The sequence below is a fragment of the Mycobacterium sp. 94-17 genome, from assembly GCF_035617725.1.
Taxonomy (GTDB): Bacteria; Actinomycetota; Actinomycetes; order Mycobacteriales; family Mycobacteriaceae; genus Mycobacterium.
The window spans coordinates 84,156-104,997 of the sequence record NZ_JAPIYN010000023.1; the positions used below are offsets into that span (position 1 = coordinate 84,156).

The window sequence follows — 20,842 nt, forward strand, 5'->3', positions numbered from 1 at the left end:
GTCACCCCCCGTCGTCGTCGTCTTCGTCGCTTTCCGCGAGGAGTTTTTCGGGGTGGTGGAAGGTGTTGGTGCGGGGTTGGCCGCGCTCGAGGTGCGGGGGTGGGATCCATTCGGTGTCGCCGTGGGCGTTTTTGCGGGTGGTCCAGCCGTTGTCGAGGAGGCGGTGGTGGGGTCCGCAGGCCAAGGTGAGTTGGTCGATGTCGGTGCGGTGAGTTTTGGACCAGTCTTCGACGTGGTGGACTTCGCAGTAGAAGCCGGGCACGTCGCAGCCGGGGGCGCTGCAGCCGCGGTCCTTGGCGTGCAGGACTATTCGCTGCCCGGGTGAGGCTAGGCGCTTGGTGTGATACAGCGCCAGGGCCTTGCCCTTGTCGAAGAGCGCCAGGTAGTGGCGGGCATGGCCGGCCAAACGGATCACGTCGGACATCGGCAACACGGTGCCCCCGGCGGTGAGGCCGGTGCCGGCGGCGGCCTCCAGCTCGGTCAGCGTGGTGGTCACCACGATGCAGGCCGGTAACCCGTGGTGTTGACCTAAGTTTCCCGAGGCCAGCAGCGCGCGCAGCGCGGCGCCCAGTGCGTCGTGGTTGCGTTGGGCGGCGCTGCGGGTGTCGCCCTGCACCGCCTGCTCGGACGGCGCGCCGTCCACCACCGGCGTGTCGTCCTCGGGGTTGCACATCCCGGGGGCGGCCAGCTTGGCCAGCACGGCTTCCAGGGCGGCGCGCAGCTCGGGGGTCAGCCAGCCTCGCACCGGCGACATGCCGTCGGCGTGCTGGTTACCCAGCACCAGCGTGCGCCGCCGCGCCCGGTCGGCCTCGGTGTAGCGGCCGTCGGGATTCACACAGTCCAGCAACCGGGCGGCCAGCTTGGCCAGCTGATCGGGGCGAAACCGGGCCGCGGTGTGCGCCAGCTGCTTTTCGGCCAGCGCGCAGGTCTCGACATCGACCCACTCGGGCAGCTGCTGGAAAAACCGCCGGATCACCACGATGTGATCGGCCCCGATCACCCCGTCACGCACCGCGGCCGCGGTCGCAGCCAACACCGGCGCCAACGGCGCACCGGTCAGCGCGCGCCGCGGACCCAGATCGGCCGCCTCAGCGATGCGGCGCCCGGCCTCCGCGCGGGAGATGTGCAGCCGCTCGGCCAGCGCCCAGGACAACCTGCCACCCAACTCCACCGAATCCGCCTGCTCACCAACCTGATTGATCAACTGATAACTCGGCGCTCGCAGCCGGCGCGCCTCGCGCTCAAGAGTCTCCAACAACGCCAATCGCTCCGGATTTGTCAGCGCCTCATAGGAATGCTCCTGCAAGCGAGACACAGCCTCGCGCAACGCGTTTACGTCACCCTGAATGTCCTCGCGGTTCGTCAACGCCATGTGCGCCGCCCGCTCGGCCTCGAAAAGGGGCCGCGCAACTCATACTCGAGCGCGGCGAGCCAACCGAGCAGAAGCTCGCACTCCTCCAGCACCTGGACCAGTTCGGAGAATGTCAGCGACGCATACTGAATCTCGAAGCTCATCGAACGCATGTTCGAAACATTAGATCCGACCGCCGACAAAAAATGTCAAAGTGAGACCACCGGGACGAAAGTGACGCAAGTGATTTCGGTGAGGAAACTCCGCAGGCTTTCGAGGCGAGTTATCGGTGTCGTTCGATGAATCCGGAGATGAGTTCGAAGAACTGCAGTGCGTCGGCGAGCGCGTCGCGGCGCACGACCGGATCGCCGTCGCCGGCGTCGTCAGCGGAACCAAAAACCTGATGGCGATCGCCACCTGCCGTGACACCGACGATCTGCACCGGTACCTCAACGAACAACTCGGGCCGGTCGAGGAGATCCTCGGCTACGAGGGCAGCATCCGCACTCAGCGCCTCAAGCAACACGGCCCACGCGGAAGGCCGTCAACCCACGCGTGGGCCGCGCTACGCGCTGAGGCTCGAATTCAGCTCGCCGGCACAGGAATTGGGAGTCCGCCGCCCTACTTCTGTTCGTAGGTGCCGTAGATGACCGCCCGCGCGATGGCGTGCTGGAACAGGTTGAACCCGAGGAAGGCCGGGCTGGCGTCCTCGGGGAGATCCAGCTTGTCGGTGTCCACCGCGTGCACGGCGATGTAGTACCGGTGTGGGCCATGGCCGGCCGGCGGCGCGGCGCCGATGTAACGGCGCTGCCCGGCGTCGTTAACCAGCGTCAGCGCAGCGCCGGGCAGGTTGCTGCCGTCGCCGGCGCCCGCGGGCAGCTCGGTGACGTCGGCCGGCAGGTTGGCCACCGCCCAGTGCCAGAACCCGGAGCCCGTCGGGGCGTCGGGGTCATAGACGGTGACGGCGAAGCTGCGGGTTGCGTCCGGGAATCCCGACCAGCTCAGCTGGGGGCTGACGTCTTCGCCGCCCGCGCCCATGATTCCGCTGACTTGCGGGTTGGCCAGCGGTTGGCCGTCGGTGACCGACTGCGAGGTCAGCGTGAAGGTCGGCAGCTTCGGCAGCGATGCGTACGGGTCAGGAGCAGTGCTCATGGCGGTCCTCTCGGGTGATCGGCGTTGGTCGTCTAGCAGTGGGTCATGAGATGGGTCAGCACCTCGGTGCCGAACCGCAGCGCATCGATGGGTACCCGCTCATCGACGCCGTGGAACAGCGCGGTGAAATCCAGATCCGGCGGCAAGCGCAGCGGGCTGAACCCGAAGCAGCGAATACCCAAGCGCGCGAACGACTTCGCGTCGGTGCCCCCGGAGAGCATATAGGGCACGGTTCGCGCGCCCGGGTCGTGCGCCAGCACGGCATCGTTCATCGCGTCGACCAGGTCGCCGTCGAAACTGGTCTCGTACGACGAGAGGTCCTTGATCCATTCGCGCGTCACGTCCGGCCCGAGCAGCTCGTCGATCTCGGCCTCGAAAGCCGCCTTGCGCCCCGGCAGGATGCGGCAGTCCAGCACCGCCTCGGCGATCGCCGGCACGACGTTGGCCTTGTATCCGGCCTTGAGCATGGTGGGGTTCGCGGTGTCGTGCAGCACGGCCTTGAGCATGCGGGCCGTCGGGCCGAGCTTTTCGATCACGCCGCGCAGGTCGTTCGATTCGGCATCGAAGGTCAGACCGGTCTCCTCGCTGACGGCGGCGAGGAACTGTGCGACCGTGTCGGTCACCACCAGCGGGAACTCGTGGCGGCCCAACCGGGCGACGGCCTCGGCGACGGCGGTGACGGCGTTACGGTCGTGCACCATCGAACCGTGTCCGGCGGTGCCCCGGGCGGTGAGCCTCATCCAGCCCAGCCCCTTTTCGGCCGTCTCGATCAGATAGAGCCGGCGTTCTCCCCCGTCGCGGCGCGGCACCGTCAGCGAGAACCCGCCCACCTCGCCGATCGCCTCGGTGATGCCGGTAAAGAGCTCCGGCCGGTTGTCCACCAGCCATTGGGCCCCGAATCCCCCGCCGTGCTCTTCGTCGGCGACGAACGCGAAGACCAGGTCGCGGGGCGGCACGATGTTCGCGCTCTTCAACCGCCTGGCCACCACGATCATCATGCCGACCATGTCTTTCATGTCGATCGCGCCGCGGCCCCAGACGAAGCCGTCCTTGACCGCACCGGAGAACGGATGCACGCTCCACTCGGTCGGCTCGGCCGGCACCACGTCGAGGTGCCCGTGGATCAACAGCGCACCGCGCGACGGGTCCGCGCCCGGCAGCCGGGCGAAGACGTTGCCACGCCCCGGGGCGCCGGATTCGACATAGTGCGGCGCGTAGCCGACCTCGGCGAGCTGCTCGGCGACCCACTGCGCGCAGTCGGCCTCGCCCTTGGTCGTCTCCGGTTCGCCGGTGTTGGTGGTGTCGAATCGGATCAACTTGCTGACAACCTCGACCACGTCGTCGCCCGGGTTGGTTGGCAGCTCGGTCGCCCCGCTCTGAATGGTCACAACCACCTTTCCTACCATTGCCGCGGGCCGGATGGCGCGATGCCGATCACCGCGGCCCACGAGGAGCTGGATTGGGTTCGCGGCGTGCGATCCGATAGCCTTAGCTGCCAACCCATGCTGGTTGGCCTTGTCCGAGTGGCGGAATGGCAGACGCGCTAGCTTGAGGTGCTAGTGCCCTACTAATGGGCGTGGGGGTTCAAGTCCCCCCTCGGACACATCCGGCGACACGACTAAGGTCCGCCGACGCCTTGATCTGTCGCAGGTAAGGGTTGTAATCGAGACGCAAACCCAGACTTGCGTACAGCTGTGCGCGTTCCGGCCCGGTTGCCTCACCAAGGACGGCGAACAGTCCGCCTAACGCCTCGACCATTTCGCTGATCTGAGCGGCGGACATGGCGCGGGGTCGTTCGGCTCGCTCAAGGCGGGCCTTCAGTTCATCGCGCTCGGCGGTGCGGCGACGCAATGCAGCGGTCAAGTCCTCAACAGCCACGCCGGACTCAAGAGCGGCAATTAAAGCGGCAACCTTGCCGTTCGCCTCGCTCAGCTGGCGCTGCAGGGCCGCATACCCAGCTCCTGCCGCCGGGTCCGCGTCCTGCCCGCGTTCGAGCTCTTCCGGATCGGCCAGAGTGACGATCCATTCGTCCAGTCGCGCCGTCACCTCGTCTTCACGGAGGTAGACAGTCCGCGGGTGATCGCTGAGATCGACAGGTACAGAACGAGACTTGCCTAACTCACATCGGTACAGGATGCGGGTCGCTCGCTTCCCGACGCGGGCCGCGCCCTGCATCCGCCGACCACATGCGGCGCAGAACAGCAGCCCACGCAGCGCATACGGCAACGTCGATTCTCTGCTGCAGACGAGGTCGGGACCCCGCCGCGCCTGTGTCCGAAGACGAACAGCCTGAGCCAATTCGTCGGTAATGAGCGCCTCGTGGGTGCGGCTGTCCGGTGCGATCCAGTCGGTCTGATCACGCCACCGCATGCGTGTCTCGTACCCTGCAGCAACGTCTTCAGGGTTGACGAGGACCTCGAACTTCTCCTGCTTGCCCCAAACGCGCATACCTAGATATGCCGGGTTGTCGAGTATGGCGCGGATCGCCGAATGCGACCAACCGCGCGGGTCACGGTGACGATTCCGCGCCCGGTCATACTGGCTCGGTGACGGCACACCATCGTTGGTGAGCTGTTGCGCGATGTAGCGCAGGCCCGTGCCGTCGGCATACATGCGGTAGATCCTCTCGACCACTGAAGATGTCGCAGGGTCAGGTTCGAGGCGGTGAAGCCGCTGACCAAGATTTGCCTTGGCAGGATTCGGGTGGGGGCCGGCATCGACGAGCCGATAACCGTACGGCGGTCGACCGCCGAGATATCTGTTCGTGTCCTGCGCGAGTGCTGACATCGCCGTACGGACACGCATCTGGATTCGAGCGCGCTCGCCCTTGCTCATCCCGCCGAAAAGCGTCATCACTAGGTCGTGTGCCTCGGAGCCAGGATCGACTGCTCCGCCAACCTCGGGCACCCACAGGCCGACGCCGTAGTGCGTGAGCACCGGGAAAGTGAGCGCGAACTGCGGCCCGTAGAACGCGCGGGCGGGTTCTCCGATCACTACGGCGTCGAAGCTACGACCAGCAGACGAGACATCAGACAGGAGACGCGACGCCTCTGGTCGGCGCTTCCACGGCAACGAACGACTCTGACCCACGTCGAAGTAGTCAACCGCAAGGACTCCGCCGTGCGGAGTGATTAGGTCTAATGCCCGTCGCTTCTGCCAGCTGCGGCTCGCCTCCGGATCTTGAGCGTCCTCCGTGCTCACTCGGCCATAGAAGGCGAACCGCAGGCTCATGCCACTTCCCTCCCCGATCCAGAATTCCGGTCTCGCACAGCCAGTATGACGGTTACCAACGCGCGGTTAGCCTCGCGCGGGAGCACATAATCATCGGGCATGTCGATTTCAACACTCCCCTCTGACATGGTTGACGCATCGCTTCGAGCACCGCGCTCAGATCGAGGACGTCCGGTTCGGGATTTGTCAGCCATCGCGTCCCCCCGCTGGATCCCCTTGTTCCCCGAGCCCTTGGCGGTTTTGACGGTTAGGGCAACAGATGGCGAATCGATTGCCCAAGCGCGGTAGGTACGTGGTGCAGTCGTGTCGATGATGCCTAGTTGCCGCTGGCGCGGGTTGCAGCCAGTTGATGCCGCATCGCCGCGAGGTGAAAATCCATGACAGCCATCAGTAGCTGCATGCCGTCCGGATGATGGGCGATCGGGGCTAGTGCTGCTGCGTCCAGGCGCGCTCGATCGCGGATGGTTGCTGACTGGTCGATATCACCGGCCGCGAATAACTCGTGCGCCCGAGTCAGCAACCGATCTATCCGATCAACGTATGTAGCAACAACATCCACCTGCTGAACGTAACCCGGCACCACCGCCTACGCGACGCCCAGCCATTCCGAAAAATTCGGAATTGGATGAGTGTTCAAACACCGAGGTGTTGGCATTGGTGCCACAAAGCCCCGGCTTCGAGCGCATCGAGCAGCCGGGTGCAACGACCCTCGATGGCCTAACGACTGTAGGAACAGCCGACCCGCTGTAGCCGCGGTAGGCGGCTTGAAGTGACGTACCTGGCCGGGTTCACCAGGCGGAGCGGATCACCCGGATATATCGACTGCGGTGCGCTCAAGCCTGCGCGGTAATTAGCGAGCGCCCGTGTGGATGGTCCAGCTTGTGCCGTCCCACCAGCGCCAGTAGTGCGGATCTTTAGGGTCGACGTACCACCCCGCCGGGGGAAGCTCCGTAGCCGACTCGACCTCTACGCTAAACGCGGTTAGCGGACAATTAGGTCCACCATCTGCCCGAGTGGGGTTGCGTCTGTCGACCGCGCGGTACAGATCTGCCGCCTCGGACACGTTGAACCGCGTCGCCCGCCGGATGTCGGGCGTCGTCACTAGATGGAACACCGGCATTGGTCCACCTGTGACTGGATGAGTGCCGACCCTGCTCGGGTCGTACTCGACGATGTACTGCCCATCGAAATCGGTTGGCGTACCGTCGACTAGACCGACTATCCGAATGATTGCGTCAGCCATCAAGCTGGGGGGTTGGTTCTTCGGCTAGCACGCCGACAAGCCATAGTGCATTGTCGTGGCAGCGTTCGCTGTTGCCAGTATTCATGTGCCCCATCGTCTCTCACGGCTACGACAAGCCACTGAGCACACCGCGGCCTCACCCACTTCTCGCAGGTCGAACTAACTCGGTGGCGCATCGCCTGCGACTGCTACCGCTACGGTACGTTCCAGCCTAGTGAGCACTGAGCAAGTCCGACTCGGTGACCATCGACCTGGCCCGCGTACGCGGCCGCACCGTCGCCGCCGCCGCCGCCGCGACATCTAATCGGAGGACGAATTCGTGACCCTCAACATCACGCCCGCGGCCCGATGGCTCATCGGCATGGGTTCCGATTTCCGGCTCTCCTACAACACCCCAGCCACCGGGTCCTGCGATTACCTTCCGCCTCGTCGTGACACACACGTAGCCTTCTGACCCGTGGAAGGTTTCCTCGGCTTTTTGCTCCTCGTGTCGCTGATTCTCGCCGGCGTTGTGGGATTGATCGTTTGGTCTGGCAACCGGCAGCGAGAGGCCGCCGCCATAAATGCCGCACGCCAGCGCGAATGGGCCGCAGCCGAGGCCGAACGTCAACGCCAGTTGGCGGCAGCAGAAGCCGAACGTCGGCGCCATGAGCATCGACGGTTCGCGGCCGAGCGCCTCAGACGGCAGCTCGCGAAATGGCCAGAAGGCACCAAACTCGACGACCACGTCAAAAGTGTCGACGGAATGGTTCCGCAGGTAGCCGCGCAAAACAAGAAGATCGAATCGGACATCCGGCAAATCGAGAATCTCCTGCACGACGGACTAACACACCGCCAGGCGCCGGAGCCAACACGTGGGTACCTGGCCGGCGACGCCGACAGCATCGCGGAGTACATCGCATCGATCCTCACGGAGATGCAACTGCGCGTCGACAGCCCGAAAGCCAAGGTCGCCTACACACCGCAGTCCCGCCAGCTGGTCGTCGAACACGAGCTGCCGGCGGTCGATGTCATCCCGAAGGCCAAGTCCTACCGCTACGTGAATACCCAGGACAAGGTGCTCGCGACCGCCCGGCCGGCGTCCCAGATAAAGAGCCTGTTCGCTAGCGCGATCGCCCAGCTCACGCTTCTGAGTGTGGCTCAGATTTTCCGGGTCGACCTCAAGCAGCACATCGACGTGGTCGTGTTCAACGGCATTGTCGACACCATCGATCCGCGCACCGGGAAGCCAACCCGGCCGTGCCTCATCACATTGCGGACGACGCGCGACGCCTTCACCGAAATCAACCTCGAGCAAGTGGAACCTGCTGCTTGCCTCAAATACCTCAACGCCGGAGTATCAAGAAGCCCAACGGAATTGGTACCAGTCCGCCCGGTGCTCGAGTTCTCTATGGTCGACCCGAGATTCGTCACCGAGACCGATACGCTTGGCGCCCTCGACAATCGGCCCAACCTCATGGAGCTCACGCCTCAACAATTCGAGTCTCTGATCCAGAACCTGTTCGAAAAGATCGGGCTCGATACGAGGCAGACACGGCCATCACGGGACGGCGGCGTCGATTGCATCGCCTACAACACCGACCCAATCCTGGGCGGCAAAGTCGTCATCCAAGCCAAACGGTACAAGCACACCGTCGGGGTCTCGGCCGTACGCGACCTCTACGGCACACTACAAAACGAAGGCGCATCGAAAGGCATCCTCGTCACAACCAGCGGGTACGGCAAAGCGTCGTTCGACTTCGCCCAGGGAAAACCGCTCGAGCTATTCGACGGCACGCATCTGCTCTACCTGCTCGAAACACACGCGGGCATCAAAGCGCGGATCGAGCCGCCGGAGGACTGGACGGACCCCGTACCCGACTCGGGTGAGGCACCGGTTAGTTAACCGATCCGCCGACGCGCCTGATAGTGCTCTCGCGATTAGGTTTGACCTGCGCACGCACGCACCCCAAACTGATTTCGCCAGCCTCAGAGACTCGGCACCCACAGCCCGTTGTTCGGCAGCCACCAATCCCACTCGGCCACCGCGTCCCTAGCGACGTCGAGCGCGTCGTCCTCGACGCCGCTGACGATGGCTCGGATCTTCCAGTGGTTCGCCGAGAAATTGGCGGGGAACGTCTTCGGGAACGTGACGCCCTGGACGTGCTCGACGATTTCAGCCGGCCCACCCGGGGTGTAGAACCCTTGATCGAGTCCGCCGTGCTTGAAGCCGTTCGCGATGTCGGCGCACTTCGCCAACGCCAGTGCCCGTGGGTTCTGGTCGTTCTTGGGCAGAAATGCGTTCAGGGCAGCTTTGCGGGCATCTTTGAGGGTTTGGTCGGCGTTGGTGATCCAGTCCCTGAGGTGGAACGCGTCGCAGCAGAAGTGGTAGAGGATATCCCGCGCCCGGTCGGCCTGTTGGATTTCGTCGTACTTGTTCTGGTCGGCGGTCCGTTGCAGCAGCTCGTATTGCCGGTGCATCCGCCGGTATTGGTGTTCCCAGGTTTCACTGAGCATCTGTCACCTCACCCGTTCAGGTTTCCTTTAGTACAGCCAGCGCGGGCCGCCTTATACGCCACTGACTCCCCTCAAGTCAAACAACCAGAACTAAGATTCCCAGCGAATGGTTGTTTGACAAGTGGTCGGTGCTAGAGTACAAGCGTGCTGTCGTCATCGATTCCTGCGCGTTTGGTCGACGCCGGCGTTCAGGTGGTGGCTGGCGACGCACACAGCATCACATACCGGGTGGACGGCCGCGCCGTGGTAGCGGACCTCGTCCCGGTGGAACGCGTGTCATCATCGGCCGCCGTCCTCAATCATGTACGCCGCCATCCCGGCCACCGCGTCTTCGTGGTTTGCGAGACCATCTCAGATGAGGCGCGTTCGGCGCTGCTGGCTGAGACCGATGTGGATCTTAGTGTCGGCAGTACAGGCGAACTTCTGCTCTCCGGGAGAACGTACCGAACTCCTGCACCAGGACGGTCACATCGTGCGGCCAGCGAGCGCAGCTGGCGTCGGCGGGCGGCCGAACGGGTCTGCGTGCTCGCGCGCGACCACCTCCGCCAAGGCGACATCGCCGCGGCCGTCGCCGTCAGCCAGCAGGCGGTGTCAAAGATGACTGAGAAGGGTCCGCTGCCGGATACGCCCATGACCGAGGCTGGACGCCGCGAACTCCTGGTGAAGCTGGCATCGGTGCCCGCAGACAACGGAATCGTCGAAACCTACTGGTATGGAATGGACCCGATAGTCGAGCAGGTACGCAGTGCCACCCGACTCGGCGGCGAGCTCACGGTGCCAATCCTTGCTGGCGGAGAGGTCGCCGCCGACGTGCTGCAACCGTGGCGCGTGCCGACCAAGGGTCTGGTCTACGCCAAAGAACTGGTCGACCTGTCCGAATCCGGCCTGGTCGAGGCCACTGCCGAGGAATCCACCTTGACCGTGCGGGTTCCCGCTGATCCGACACTCTGGACGACCGCCTCCTGGTGGCTGCGGGTTAGTGATGCGCAGCGTTCCGACATCATCACCGTGGATCCAGTCGTTGCACTCCAGGATCTCAGCGTCGGCGACGATCTCGGCGACGATGCGCCGCAGCGACTCAGCGAGTGGATCGTGCACCGGTGACCGCCGCAGCATCGGTAGTGATGGCCTGCACCGCGGTGGCTGACGACAACGGGATGCGTGCACTTTGTGATGTGGCCGGTATCGCCGCTGATATCGAATACCGCATCATCGGCGGTCACATGGTGCGGCTGTTGAGGCATGTCTATAACGTGCCCGGGATACCGCGGTTGACCTCCGACGCCGACACCGGGATCGACGTAAGCGTGGCGTCCACGGGCGGACTGCACGATCGGCTCACCGCGCTGGGGTACATCGATGAATGCGGCAACCGTTATAAGCGAGGCGAGCAAGCGGTCGACCTCCTGGTTCCCACCGCAGCGAGGCCGGGCAAGCGGATCATCGGAGAACGCGCCTTCGACGGAGCACCTGGGTTGCGCTTGGCGCTGGCGCTGCCTCCGATCAGGGTAACCGTTACAGCCCGGCTCACCGACGGCGACATGATTGAGTTCGAAGTACCGGTTCCCGACGTAGAGGCCGCATTCGTGCTGAAGATCCTGGCCCGTAGCGTTCGGGACTCGGAACGCGATCTCCAAGATATCGAGACTTTGCTGGAGATCGTGGCGTCACTACCCGAATACCGCGCATCACCCTGGCGTCTGGACGACCCTAACCTCACGAAGGGCGGGGAGCGCGGCGATGCAGCACGCGTGGCGGCGCGGATGATCTCCAGCCCGCCGACACAGGTGTCAGCCAGAGTGCGAGCACTACTGCGGCGCCACGTCGCTGTTGTGTCGCGATGACATCCCGTGAATAGGTGGGACGACCTTCTGAAGGGGCGTCTCCTTGACGCTCCGTTGCCCTCACGCTGTGCTTGCAGTGTGATCCGGCGGCGTTGCAAATGCGCGCACCGTCGAGGTGCGCGGACAGGCCGCGGCTGTGTGCCAGCGCGACGGGGCGTCCCCCATATAGTCTTCTGGCAGCATCCGAGCGACCTGGATCTTCTTCCGTGGGTGGCCAGTCTGCGGCGTCTCGAATGTGGTCTTAATCGAGACGGCGGTCCACCAGCCGCCTGGGCTCGCTCCTCACAGGCGAGTCGCCTGCATGGATCATCCGGCACGTCGGGCACTTCAGTGCGCAAGCGGCGCCGGAATCGTCGGGGCAATTCGTCAGCTCTGGTCCAGGGGCAAGCCAGCCTGGCAAGTACTCCACGTAGCCCTATTGGGCGAGTTTGGCAGAGGGAACCTGAAAGACGTCGCGGATGTCAATCCCCTTGCGCGCGGGCGAAAAACAATCAGCTTCGTTCGGTTCCTAAGGCGCCCTTACTACTGTGCTGGTGCGTGGTCAGGTGTGGCGTGCTGCTTCTTGGACGAGCTGCACGCGCGAGGTCAGCCCGAGTTTTGTATAGACGTGGGTGAGGTGGGTTTGTACGGTGCGCGGTGAGACGAAAAGCCGGGTGGCGATGTCCTTATTGGCCAGTCCCTCGCTGACCAGCCGGACAACGTCACGCTCGGTGCGGGTGAGAGAGGCCCACCCGCTGGTCGGTCGTTTGCGTTCGCCGCGGCCGCGCTGGGCGTAGGCGATCGCTTCCTCGGTCGACAGGGCAGCACCTTCGGCCCACGCGGAGTCAAAGTCGTTGTCGCCCATTGCGTCTCGTAGCGCCTCCACCGACGCTTCGTAGCCGGCGTCCCAGATCTTGAACCGCACCACGCCCATATGTTGCCGAATAGCCTGTGCTGCGCCGAACAAGCGGGCGGCTTCGCGGTGACTGCGGGCATCAGGGGGGGCCAGAGCGGCGAGGCACTCCAGGGTGTCGGAAATACCCAGGAAGGCTCGCATTTCCGCGGCATATCCCAACGCGTCGTGGGCGTCGTGTTCGGCCTGATCCGGCTCACCCTGCGTGATCGCCACGCGAGCCCGTGTGGTCAGCGCCCCTATCAGGTGCCAGCCGGTCGTGGTCGCGACCGCTTCGTCTGACCAGCGGCGGGCCGCGAGCAGATCCCCGCCCGCCAGTGCGGCTTGCGCACTGTAGGCGCGCACGATCGCCGCACCCGCGGGCAGGCCACCCGTGTGCTGCTGAACCGCCTCGCTCGCATTCAGCACCGTTGCAGCGTCACCGGCGGCCAGCGCCGCGGCAGCCAACCCTAGGTGGGCAGCGCCGACGGGAAGCCCACCCAGCTCGGATGCGGCTTCGAGGGCCGCGTCGGCGGCGGCGCAGGCGGCGTTGATGTCACCCTGCCACGCGAGCGCGAGGCCCTGGTACGCGAGGCTGTGCACCCTCCGGATGTCATCGTGAGCTGCCGCGGCCTCGGCCACCAATTCGGCGAATTGTGCGACGGCTGCGGCCGGATCGCCCTGGTATAGCTGCGCCGTCCCAAGGCAGAACCGGCACTGGCGCGAGGTCCACCTGTCGCCGATCGTGTCGGCGAGGTCGCGTCCTTCTTCAGCGCCCGCGCGCGCCACTGTCGGAATACCCGTCACGACCGCCGCCCCGAGTGCCTGCCAGCCGAGGAGCCGACTTAGTCTCCACCGATCGTCCAACTCCCGGGCCAGGCCGATCGCCTCGGCGAAGTACGGCCGGGCCACCTCAGGACTGTTCCAGATGGCGATCAAGCAGCAGGCGGTAAGCGCTCGAGCCACCACGACCGGGTCGTCGATGCCACGCGCAATCGCCAGCGCCTGTTGGGCCTGATCAAGGTTATCGGCGCCGTTGACAAAATTATCGAAGACGGCCTGGTCGGCGAGTGCCCGGGCACATACCGCGGCGTCGAGGTCGCGTGTGTTCACCTCGGCGACGACGGCGTCGAACCAGGCCAGGCCTTCCCGGACGCGTCCCCGCGCCTGCCAGAGCGGCTGCAGCGACGACGCCAGCATCAAGGCCAGCTCGATAGCGGAGTTTTCCCGGCTCCACCCGAACGCGGCCCGCAGGTTGTCGATCTCGATCTCGGCCTGCTCGAGGCGCTGCTCATAGTTAGTGCCTGCCGGCGCATCAAGCCCGGCCGCCAGCGCCATGTAGTGGTCACGGTGAAGCGACCGCACCGCATCGGCTTCACCGGACTCGCCGAGCTTTTCCAGTGCGTACTGGCGCACCGTCTCCAACAACCGGTATCGCGTTCGGCCCCTGATGTTTTCGGCGACGACTAATGATTTATCGACCAGCAAGGTGAGCTGATCGAGGACCTGGTAGCGCGCAAGCCCGTCGGCGCCGACGACCGCCCGGGCGGCGTCGAGGTCAAAGCCGCCCAAAAACACTGCCAGCCGGCGCAGCAGGACCCGTTCCGTGTCGGTGAGTAGCGCATGCGACCAGTCCACCGAGGCGCGCAGCGTCTGCTGGCGGCGCACCGCGGTGCGCGCCCCGCCGGTCAACAGCCGGAACCGATCATGCAGGCTGTCCAGGATCTCGGCCACCGACAGCGCCCGCACCCGCGCTGCCGCCAACTCGATCGCCAACGGCATCCCATCCAGCCGCTGACAGATCTCTGCGACGGTAGCGGCGTTGTCGTCGGTCACTGCGAAATCGGGCTGGGTCAGCCGGGCCCGGTCGGCGAACAACTCGATCGCCTCATCGGTCACCGACAGTGAGGGCACCCGCCACGTCGCCTCACCGGGCACACCGATCGGCTCACGACTCGTCGCCAACAGCGTCAACCCCTGCGCCCCACCCAGCAGCTCAACAACCAGCTCAGCACACGCGTCCAGCAGATGCTCGCAGTTATCCAGCACCACCAGCATCTGACGGTCGCGCACAAACCGCACCAGCGTCTCCATTGTTGACCGGCCAGGCTGATCGGGCAGCCCCAGGGCACGCGCCACCGCAACCGGCACCAGCTCGGGATCGGTTATCGATGCCAGATCCACATACCAGACACCCTCGGCATAGTCGCCCGCCACCCGGTTCGCGACTTCGATCCCCAGGCGCGTTTTGCCGGCCCCACCCGCCCCGGTCAAGGTAACCAACCGGTTGCCCGCCAACAGCTCAGCCACCTCGGCCAGCTGCGCCCCGCGGCCCACGAAGGTGGTGAGCTGAGCCGGAAGATTGTGCACAGAAACACTTTTAGCCGTGCGCAAGGGCGGGAAATCGTTGCGCAGATCCGGGTGGCACAGCTGCGCGACCCGCTCCGGGCGGGGCACTCCACGCAGCTCGTGGGTGCCCAAATCAGTCAACCACACATCGGCGGGCAGCGTGTCCGCGACCAGTGCCTCGGTCGCAGCCGAGAGCACCGTCTGACCGCCATGGGCCAGATCACGCAGCCGCGCCGTACGATTGATCGTGGGACCGATGTAATTACCCTCATCGCGCAGCTGCACCTCACCGGTGTGCACCCCAATCCGTAAACAGACCGGGGCCAGCGGTGCCCGCTGCAGCTCCAGCGCGCACGCCACCGCATCACTGGCACGGGCGAACGCCACCACAAAACTGTCGCCCTCACCCTGCTCCACCGGCCGCACCCCTCCGTGCGCGGTGAGGAGACCCGTCAGTGCGCGATCCAGCCGCTCAAACGCCGCGGTCATCTGCTCGGGCTGGGTCTCCCACAGCCGCGTGGAGCCCTCGACGTCCGCCAGCAGCAGCGTCACCGTGCCCGTCGGCAATAGCCCACTCACGCCCAACTCGCTCCAGTCCACCAGCGGCAGGTCCGCGCGGGGATCGATCTCGCTCATGCTAGCCAGCATGCGGCCACCATGAACGGCAAAACATCAGCGCAACCGCGTAGAACCTCGGGCCTACACCGTGCATTTACACGGCGATACGTCACCGCGATGTGTAGTGATCGCTCAGGGGTGGCGGGCGGCCTCTTGGACGAGCTGCACACGCGAGCTGAGCCCGAGTTTCGTGTAGACGTGGGTCAGGTGGGTTTGCACGGTGCGCGGTGAGACGAAAAGCCGTGTGGCGACGTCCTTGTTCCCGAGTCCTTCGCTGACCAGTTGCACCACTTGGCGTTCAGTCGGTGTGAGCGAGGCCCAGCCGCTGGCGGGTCGTTTGCGTTGGCCGCGGCCGCGCTGGGCGTAGGCGATCGCCTCCTCAGTAGACAAGGCGGCACCCTCGGCCCACGCCGCGTCAAAGTGCGGCTCGCCCATCGTATTTCGCAGCGCCGCCAGCGAGGCCTCGTAGCTGGCGTCCCAGACTTTGAAGCGGACCTCGCCGATGCGTTGCCGGATGGCGTGTGCCGCACCGCACAGCCGGGCGGCTTCGCGGTGACTCCCGACGTCCGCGGCCGGAGCGGCGAGGCATTCGAGGATGTCGGCAATGCCTGAGCGCGCCTGCATGTCGGCGGCGCGGGTGAGCGCGTCGTAGGCGTCGCGTTCGGCCTGTTCCGGCTCGCCATGTGCGATTGCCACCCGGGCCCGCGTCATCAGCGCGCGCGCTAGCCACCAGCCGGTCGTAGTCGCGACGGCCTCGTCGGCCTCATGTCGGGCCGTGACTAGGTCCCCACGTGCCAGCGCGGCCTGCGCGCGGTGCACGCGCTGCCATGCGGCCTGCGCGGGCAGGACACGCCAGTGCTGCCAGGCCTTCTCGCCCGCATCGTGGGCCGTCGTAGCATCGCCGGCGGCGAGGGCGACCGAACCCGACGCCATGTAGACGAGGCCCGCGGCAATCGCGCCCAGCTCGGCGGCGGCCTCGACGGCCGCATCCGCTGCAGCCCGGGCCGCGTCCACCTCGCCCTGCAAGGCCAGCACCATAGCTTGGCCCGCGAGGCTATACGCCTGATAGGTCACGTCGTGAGCTGCTTCGGCCTCGGCGGCCAGCGCGCCGAATTGTGCGGCAGCGCCGGCCAGATCGCCCCGGTAGTGCAGTTCCACTGCCAGGCACCAGCGGCACTGGCGCGACGCCAACCGGTCGCCGATGGCCTCGGCGAGATCGCGTCCTTCCTCGCCGGCTACACGGATTGCGATCGGGTCACCGGCCGTGGCTGCCGCGCGTGCCTGCCAGGCGAGGATCTGGGTCAACCTCCACGGATCGCCCAATGCCCGGGCCAGAGTGATCGCCTCGGTGAAATACGGCCCGCCTGGCTCGGCGCTAATGACAGCGATAGGGCCGCAGGCGGTCAGTGCCCGGACCAGCAGGGCCGGATCGTCTAGCTCGCGCGCGATCGCCAGGGCTTGGCGAGCCTGATCGAAGCTGTCCGCGGCACCCATGAAGACGCCGAGCACGGCCCTGTCGGCGAGCGCCCGCGCCCGCACTGCGGCCGCCACCTCGACATTGTGCACGTCGAGCTCGGTGAGGGCGGCGTCCAACCAGGCCAGCCCCTCTCGGGGCCCTCGAGCTTGCCACAGCGGCTGCAGCGAGCATGCCAGCGCCAACGCCAGCTCGATGTCGGAATTTTCGCGGCTCCATCCGAACGCGGCGCGCAGGTTGTCAATGTCGAGGTCGGCCTGCTCGAGAAGCCGCTGATAATCACCACCCGCCGGAGCGTCGAGCAGGGCCGCCATCGCCGTGTAGTGATCGCGGTGATGCGTGCGCACGGCATCGGCCTCGCCGGACTCGCCGAGCTTTTCCAGCGCGTACTGGCGCACCGTCTCCAGGAGACGGTATCGCGTTGCGGCGGCGGTGTGTTCGGCCACGACAAGGGACTTGTCGACAAGCAGCGTGAGCTGATCGAGGACTTGGTAGCGCGCAAGCCCGTCGGCGCCGACGACCGCCCGGGCGGCGTCGAGGTCAAAGCCGCCCAAAAACACTGCCAGCCGGCGCAGCAGGACCCGTTCCGTGTCGGTGAGTAGCGCATGCGACCAGTCCACCGAGGCGCGCAGCGTCTGCTGGCGGCGCACCGCGGTGCGCGCCCCGCCGGTCAACAGCCGGAACCGATCATGCAGGCTGTCCAGGATCTCGACCAGCGACAGCGCCCGCACCCGCGCTGCCGCCAACTCGATCGCCAACGGCATCCCATCCAGCCGCTGACAGATCTCTGCGACGGTAGCGGCGTTGTCGTCGGTCGCTGCGAAGCCGGGCTGGGTCAGCCGGGCCCGGTCGGCGAACAACTCGATCGCCTCATCGGTCACCGACAGTGAGGGCACCCGCCACGTCGCCTCACCGGGCACACCGATCGGCTCACGACTCGTCGCCAACAGCGTCAACCCCTGCGCCCCACCCAGCAGCTCAACAACCAGCTCAGCACACGCGTCCAGCAGATGCTCGCAGTTATCCAGCACCACCAGCATCTGACGGTCGCGCACAAACCGCACCAGCGTCTCCATTGTTGACCGGCCAGGCTGATCGGGCAGCCCCAGGGCACGCGCCACCGCAACCGGCACCAGCTCGGGATCGGTTATCGGCGCCAGATCCACATACCAGACACCCTCGGCATAGTCGCCCGCCACCCGGTTCGCGACTTCGATCCCCAGGCGCGTTTTGCCGGCCCCACCCGCCCCGGTCAAGGTAACCAACCGGTTGCCCGCCAACAGCTCAGCCACCTCGGCCAGCTGCGCCCCGCGGCCCACGAAGGTGGTGAGCTGAGCCGGAAGATTCTGCGCAGCAACGCCTTTAGCCGTGCGCAAGGGCGGGAAATCGTTGCGCAGATCGGGATGGCACAGCTGCGCGACCCGCTCCGGGCGGGGCACTCCACGCAGCTCGTGGGTGCCCAAATCAGTCAACCACACATCGGCGGGCAGCGTGTCCGCGACCAGTGCCTCGGTCGCAGCCGAGAGCACCGTCTGACCGCCATGGGCCAGATCACGCAGCCGCGCCGTACGATTGATCGTGGGACCGATGTAATTACCCTCATCGCGCAGCTGCACCTCACCGGTGTGCACCCCAATCCGCAAGCCGATCGGAGCCAACGGCGCCCGCTGCAGCCCCAGCGCGCAGGCCACCGCGTCGCTGGCGCGGGCGAATGCCACCACAAAACTGTCGCCCTCGCCCTGCTCCACCGGGCGCACCCCGCCATGAACAGCGACCAGCTCCGACAGCGCCTGATCCAGCCGCTCAAACGCGGCCGTCATCTGCTCAGGCTGGCTCTCCCACAGCCGCGTCGAACCCTCGACGTCAGCCAACAGCAGCGTCACCGTACCCGTCGGCAGCTCGCTCACGCCCAACTCGCTCCAATCCACCAGCGGCGCATCCGCGCGGGGATCGATCTCGCTCATGCTAGCCAGCATGCGGCCACCATGAACGGCAAAACATCAGCACGACCGCGCAGATTGGCGCCGATCGCACGCGTATCTACGACCCCCCAACGCGCAGATCTACGCGTGACCGCCGATGGTCTTGGCCTCACCGAGTCGGATAGTCGACTCAAACCCGACCCACGGAGGCCACCATGACCGACACCGCCCACACGAGGCCAACGCCAGCCACGGCTCAAGACCGCTACCGACGTGGTGGGCATGCCGTTGTCCTCGGGGCAAGCATGGGCGGCTTGCTCGCTGCCAGAGTGCTCGCCGATTTCTATCGAACCGTCACGATCGTCGAACGTGATGTGCTGCCGACCAGTACTGCACAGCGACGCGGCGTGCCCCAGGGCTGGCACGCTCACGCACTGCGGCCCCGTGGGTCGCAGATCTTAGATGAGTTATTCCCCGGTTTGCTGACCGAACTCGTCGCCGACGGGTGCCCGGTATGGGACGACGGCGAATTGTCTAAGTGCAACTTGTCATTTGGCGGGCACCAATTTGTCCGATCAGGAACCTTTCGCGATGTTCAACCGTGCGACGCGGCGTATTTCCCCAGCCGACCATTTCTCGAGGATCACCTCCGTCAACGTGCCCGGGCAATTCGAAACGTCGCACTGATGGACGGCTACCAGGTGGTCGAGTTGACGTCGAGCGCTGATCGAAGCCGCATCACCGGAGTCACCATCACATCGCATGACGGTGACGACAAGCGTTGCCTCACTGCGGATCTGGTGGTGGACGCCATGGGCCGCGGGTCCCGTACACCAGCCTTTCTGGAACACCTCGGCTATGACCGGCCGCTCGAGGACGAGGTGGTGATGCGCCTCGCGTACGCCAGCCAATTGCTGCGGATTCCGCCCGGCATGCTCGACGAGCTGCTGGTGATCGTCGGCCCTATCCCGGGACGACCGACCGGGATGGCGTTAGTCGCTCAGGAGAACAGCACCTGGTTGCTCACCGTCTCCGGGATGGCGGGACGCGAGCCACCGGCCGACCGGGCGGGCATGCTGCAGTTCATCGAGGATTGCACGCCGCCCACGGTTCTGTCGGCGCTGCGCTGCGCCGAACCGCTCGGGGACGTGGCACGGTACCGCACACCATCGAGCCGGTGGCGCCGCTACGACAAGATGCGACGGTTTCCGGCCGGTCTGCTGGTGTTCGGTGACGCGATATGCAGTTTCAATCCGATCTACGGCCAAGGGATGACGGTAGCCGCGCTACAGGCCTTGGCGCTCAATCTTTGTCTGCGCGCCGGTGCGGAGCGCTTGGCCGCCCGGTATTTCGCCGCCGCCGCCAAACCTATCAGTGTGGCATGGCGACTCGCGGTGGGCGGCGACCTGAACCTGCCCGAAGTTCCCGGGCCCCGGCCGCTGTCGATGCGGCTAATCAACAGATACGTCGATCGAGTGCAGGCGGCCGCCGAGACCGACACCGTCATCGCCGAGCGCTTCGCCAAAGTCGGCGGGTTTTCCAGCCCGCCCGCCAGTCTCATGGCCCCGTCGATCATGCTGCGCGTCGCCGCGACAAACTGGCGACAAAAACGAGGCCCAATGCAACACCGACAGGTGTCAGTGGCCCGATAATTCGACTCCACAGAAAGGCTACGATGTCGCGCTCGGTGGGGGTGAGTGAGGCCCAGCCGCTGGTAGGTCGTTTGCGTTCGCCGCGACCACGCTGCGCGTAGGAGATCGCCTGCTCGGTGGATAGGGCCGTCCCTTCAGCCCAGGCGATGTCAAAGGCTTGCTGCCCCATCGAGTCCCGAAGTACCGCCACCGCGGCGTCGTAGCCGACTTCATACACCGGGAAGCGGACTTGCCCGGTGCGCTGCCGGACGGCGTCGGCGGCGCCGAACAGACGCGCCGCGTTTTGGTGGTTGGCGCCGTCGGCCTCCAAACGAGCCAGGCATTCCACGGTGTCGGGCAGCCGCAGGTACCCGGGTGTGCGGGCGGCGACCGCCAGGGCCTCATTCGCGTCGCGCTCAGCCTGTACAGGCTCACCCAGCGCGATCCCGACGTAGGCGCGCGCTGTCAGCGCGGCCACCAGGCACGAGAACGTCCCTTCACCAGCCGTGAGATCGCTGGTCAACGACTCAGTTGAAAGGTTTCAACTCGTGTCGCAGGTGGACAAGTCCCCCCTCGGACACACTGTGATGAGTCGAGTCATGGGTTACACATGAGTCGCGTCATCGGTTACAGATCGCCCCGGCCATCGGCCGGGGTTTT

At 65.8% G+C, this 20,842-nt stretch carries 16 protein-coding genes and 1 tRNA gene; 6 read left to right on the forward strand and 11 right to left on the reverse strand.

The genetic code is table 11. From position 1 onward, the window contains the following. Position 1 precedes the first annotated feature (1 nt). Both OQ789_RS22100 and OQ789_RS22105 read right to left on the reverse strand, forming a co-directional pair. The gene (locus OQ789_RS22100) at positions 2-1,372 is read right to left on the reverse strand and encodes an HNH endonuclease signature motif containing protein (protein WP_324688304.1); all 1,371 of its coding nucleotides are present in this window, start codon (positions 1,370-1,372) and stop codon (positions 2-4) included. Beyond that, positions 1,363-1,515, reverse strand: a complete 153-nt coding sequence (locus OQ789_RS22105; RefSeq protein ID WP_324688305.1) for a hypothetical protein — start codon at positions 1,513-1,515, stop codon at positions 1,363-1,365. The genes OQ789_RS22100 and OQ789_RS22105 overlap by 10 nt, the downstream gene beginning before the upstream one ends. A 125-nt stretch (positions 1,516-1,640) precedes the next feature. On the opposite strand from OQ789_RS22105, the gene OQ789_RS22110 reads away from it, so the two are divergent. Then, a complete protein-coding gene (locus OQ789_RS22110; protein WP_324688306.1) occupies positions 1,641-1,988 on the forward strand; it encodes an Lrp/AsnC ligand binding domain-containing protein in 348 nt (115 codons plus the stop codon). Here OQ789_RS22110 and OQ789_RS22115 read toward each other — a convergent pair. Both OQ789_RS22115 and OQ789_RS22120 read right to left on the reverse strand, forming a co-directional pair. Beyond that, positions 1,973-2,503, reverse strand: coding sequence for a YbhB/YbcL family Raf kinase inhibitor-like protein (locus OQ789_RS22115; RefSeq protein WP_324688307.1), 531 nt, complete (start codon positions 2,501-2,503; stop codon positions 1,973-1,975). The two genes, OQ789_RS22110 and OQ789_RS22115, sit on opposite strands and share 16 nt — an antisense overlap. A gap of 32 nt (positions 2,504-2,535) precedes the next feature. Further along, a complete protein-coding gene (locus tag OQ789_RS22120; RefSeq protein WP_420716173.1) occupies positions 2,536-3,909 on the reverse strand; it encodes a M20/M25/M40 family metallo-hydrolase in 1,374 nt (457 codons plus the stop codon). A 111-nt stretch (positions 3,910-4,020) separates the two neighbouring features. On the opposite strand from OQ789_RS22120, the gene OQ789_RS22125 reads away from it, so the two are divergent. Next, positions 4,021-4,106 (forward strand) — tRNA-Leu (locus OQ789_RS22125). Here the strand turns inward: OQ789_RS22125 and OQ789_RS22130 are convergent. The 3 genes from OQ789_RS22130 to OQ789_RS26050 form a co-directional block, all read right to left on the reverse strand. Next, entirely contained in the window at positions 4,088-5,734 is a 1,647-nt protein-coding gene (locus OQ789_RS22130; protein ID WP_324688309.1) for a recombinase family protein, read from the reverse strand. The genes OQ789_RS22125 and OQ789_RS22130 overlap by 19 nt on opposite strands. Before the next feature lie 316 nt (positions 5,735-6,050). Further along, the gene (locus OQ789_RS22135) at positions 6,051-6,293 is read right to left on the reverse strand and encodes a hypothetical protein (RefSeq protein WP_324688310.1); all 243 of its coding nucleotides are present in this window, start codon (positions 6,291-6,293) and stop codon (positions 6,051-6,053) included. 291 nt (positions 6,294-6,584) lie between these two features. Continuing rightward, complete coding sequence (locus OQ789_RS26050) at positions 6,585-6,977, reverse strand: DUF2510 domain-containing protein (RefSeq protein WP_420716174.1); 393 nt, start codon at positions 6,975-6,977, stop codon at positions 6,585-6,587. 457 nt (positions 6,978-7,434) lie between these two features. On the opposite strand from OQ789_RS26050, the gene OQ789_RS22140 reads away from it, so the two are divergent. Beyond that, positions 7,435-8,862, forward strand: a complete 1,428-nt coding sequence (locus OQ789_RS22140) for a restriction endonuclease (protein WP_324688311.1) — start codon at positions 7,435-7,437, stop codon at positions 8,860-8,862. Between the two features lie 83 nt (positions 8,863-8,945). Here OQ789_RS22140 and OQ789_RS22145 read toward each other — a convergent pair whose 3' ends face one another. Beyond that, positions 8,946-9,473 (reverse strand): hypothetical protein, encoded by a 528-nt coding sequence (locus tag OQ789_RS22145; RefSeq protein WP_324688312.1) that lies wholly within the window; start codon positions 9,471-9,473, stop codon positions 8,946-8,948. Positions 9,474-9,665: 192 nt separating this feature from the next. Between OQ789_RS22145 and OQ789_RS22150 the strand changes: the two genes are divergently transcribed. Continuing rightward, positions 9,666-10,577, forward strand: a complete 912-nt coding sequence (locus OQ789_RS22150) for a hypothetical protein (protein WP_324688322.1) — start codon at positions 9,666-9,668, stop codon at positions 10,575-10,577. Next, on the forward strand, positions 10,574-11,317 hold the full coding sequence (locus OQ789_RS22155) for a hypothetical protein (protein ID WP_324688313.1): 744 nt from the start codon (positions 10,574-10,576) through the stop codon (positions 11,315-11,317). The genes OQ789_RS22150 and OQ789_RS22155 overlap by 4 nt, the downstream gene beginning before the upstream one ends. Positions 11,318-11,858: 541 nt before the next feature. On the opposite strand, the gene OQ789_RS22160 is transcribed toward OQ789_RS22155, so the two are convergent. Next, positions 11,859-15,116 (reverse strand): LuxR family transcriptional regulator, encoded by a 3,258-nt coding sequence (locus OQ789_RS22160; RefSeq protein ID WP_324688324.1) that lies wholly within the window; start codon positions 15,114-15,116, stop codon positions 11,859-11,861. Between the two features lie 171 nt (positions 15,117-15,287). After that, complete coding sequence (locus tag OQ789_RS22165; protein WP_420716175.1) at positions 15,288-18,605, reverse strand: helix-turn-helix transcriptional regulator; 3,318 nt, start codon at positions 18,603-18,605, stop codon at positions 15,288-15,290. A 161-nt stretch (positions 18,606-18,766) separates the two neighbouring features. Here OQ789_RS22165 and OQ789_RS22170 point away from each other — a divergent pair, with 161 nt between their 5' ends. Beyond that, positions 18,767-20,203 carry a 2-polyprenyl-6-methoxyphenol hydroxylase-like oxidoreductase gene (locus tag OQ789_RS22170; protein WP_324688314.1) on the forward strand — a complete coding sequence of 479 codons (1,437 nt, stop codon included), beginning with the start codon at positions 18,767-18,769 and terminating at the stop codon, positions 20,201-20,203. Here OQ789_RS22170 and OQ789_RS22175 read toward each other — a convergent pair. Then, entirely contained in the window at positions 20,124-20,705 is a 582-nt protein-coding gene (locus OQ789_RS22175) for a hypothetical protein (protein WP_324688315.1), read from the reverse strand. The genes OQ789_RS22170 and OQ789_RS22175 overlap by 80 nt on opposite strands. Positions 20,706-20,842: the final 137 nt, after the last annotated feature.

What these genes read in the sequence shown, in the direction of transcription:
- OQ789_RS22100 (WP_324688304.1), bottom strand. Translation starts at nt 1,372, where the DNA reads ATGGCGTTGACGAACCGCGAGGACATTCAGGGTGACGTAAACGCGTTG.
- OQ789_RS22115 (WP_324688307.1), bottom strand. Translation starts at nt 2,503, where the DNA reads ATGAGCACTGCTCCTGACCCGTACGCATCGCTGCCGAAGCTGCCGACC.
- OQ789_RS22165 (WP_420716175.1), bottom strand. Translation starts at nt 18,605, where the DNA reads ATGCTGGCTAGCATGAGCGAGATCGATCCCCGCGCGGATGCGCCGCTG.
- OQ789_RS22120 (WP_420716173.1), bottom strand. Translation starts at nt 3,909, where the DNA reads ATGGTAGGAAAGGTGGTTGTGACCATTCAGAGCGGGGCGACCGAGCTG.
- OQ789_RS22145 (WP_324688312.1), bottom strand. Translation starts at nt 9,473, where the DNA reads ATGCTCAGTGAAACCTGGGAACACCAATACCGGCGGATGCACCGGCAA.
- OQ789_RS22105 (WP_324688305.1), bottom strand. Translation starts at nt 1,515, where the DNA reads ATGAGCTTCGAGATTCAGTATGCGTCGCTGACATTCTCCGAACTGGTC.
- OQ789_RS22130 (WP_324688309.1), bottom strand. Translation starts at nt 5,734, where the DNA reads ATGAGCCTGCGGTTCGCCTTCTATGGCCGAGTGAGCACGGAGGACGCT.
- OQ789_RS22170 (WP_324688314.1), top strand. Translation starts at nt 18,767, where the DNA reads ATGACCGACACCGCCCACACGAGGCCAACGCCAGCCACGGCTCAAGAC.
- OQ789_RS26050 (WP_420716174.1), bottom strand. Translation starts at nt 6,977, where the DNA reads ATGGCTGACGCAATCATTCGGATAGTCGGTCTAGTCGACGGTACGCCA.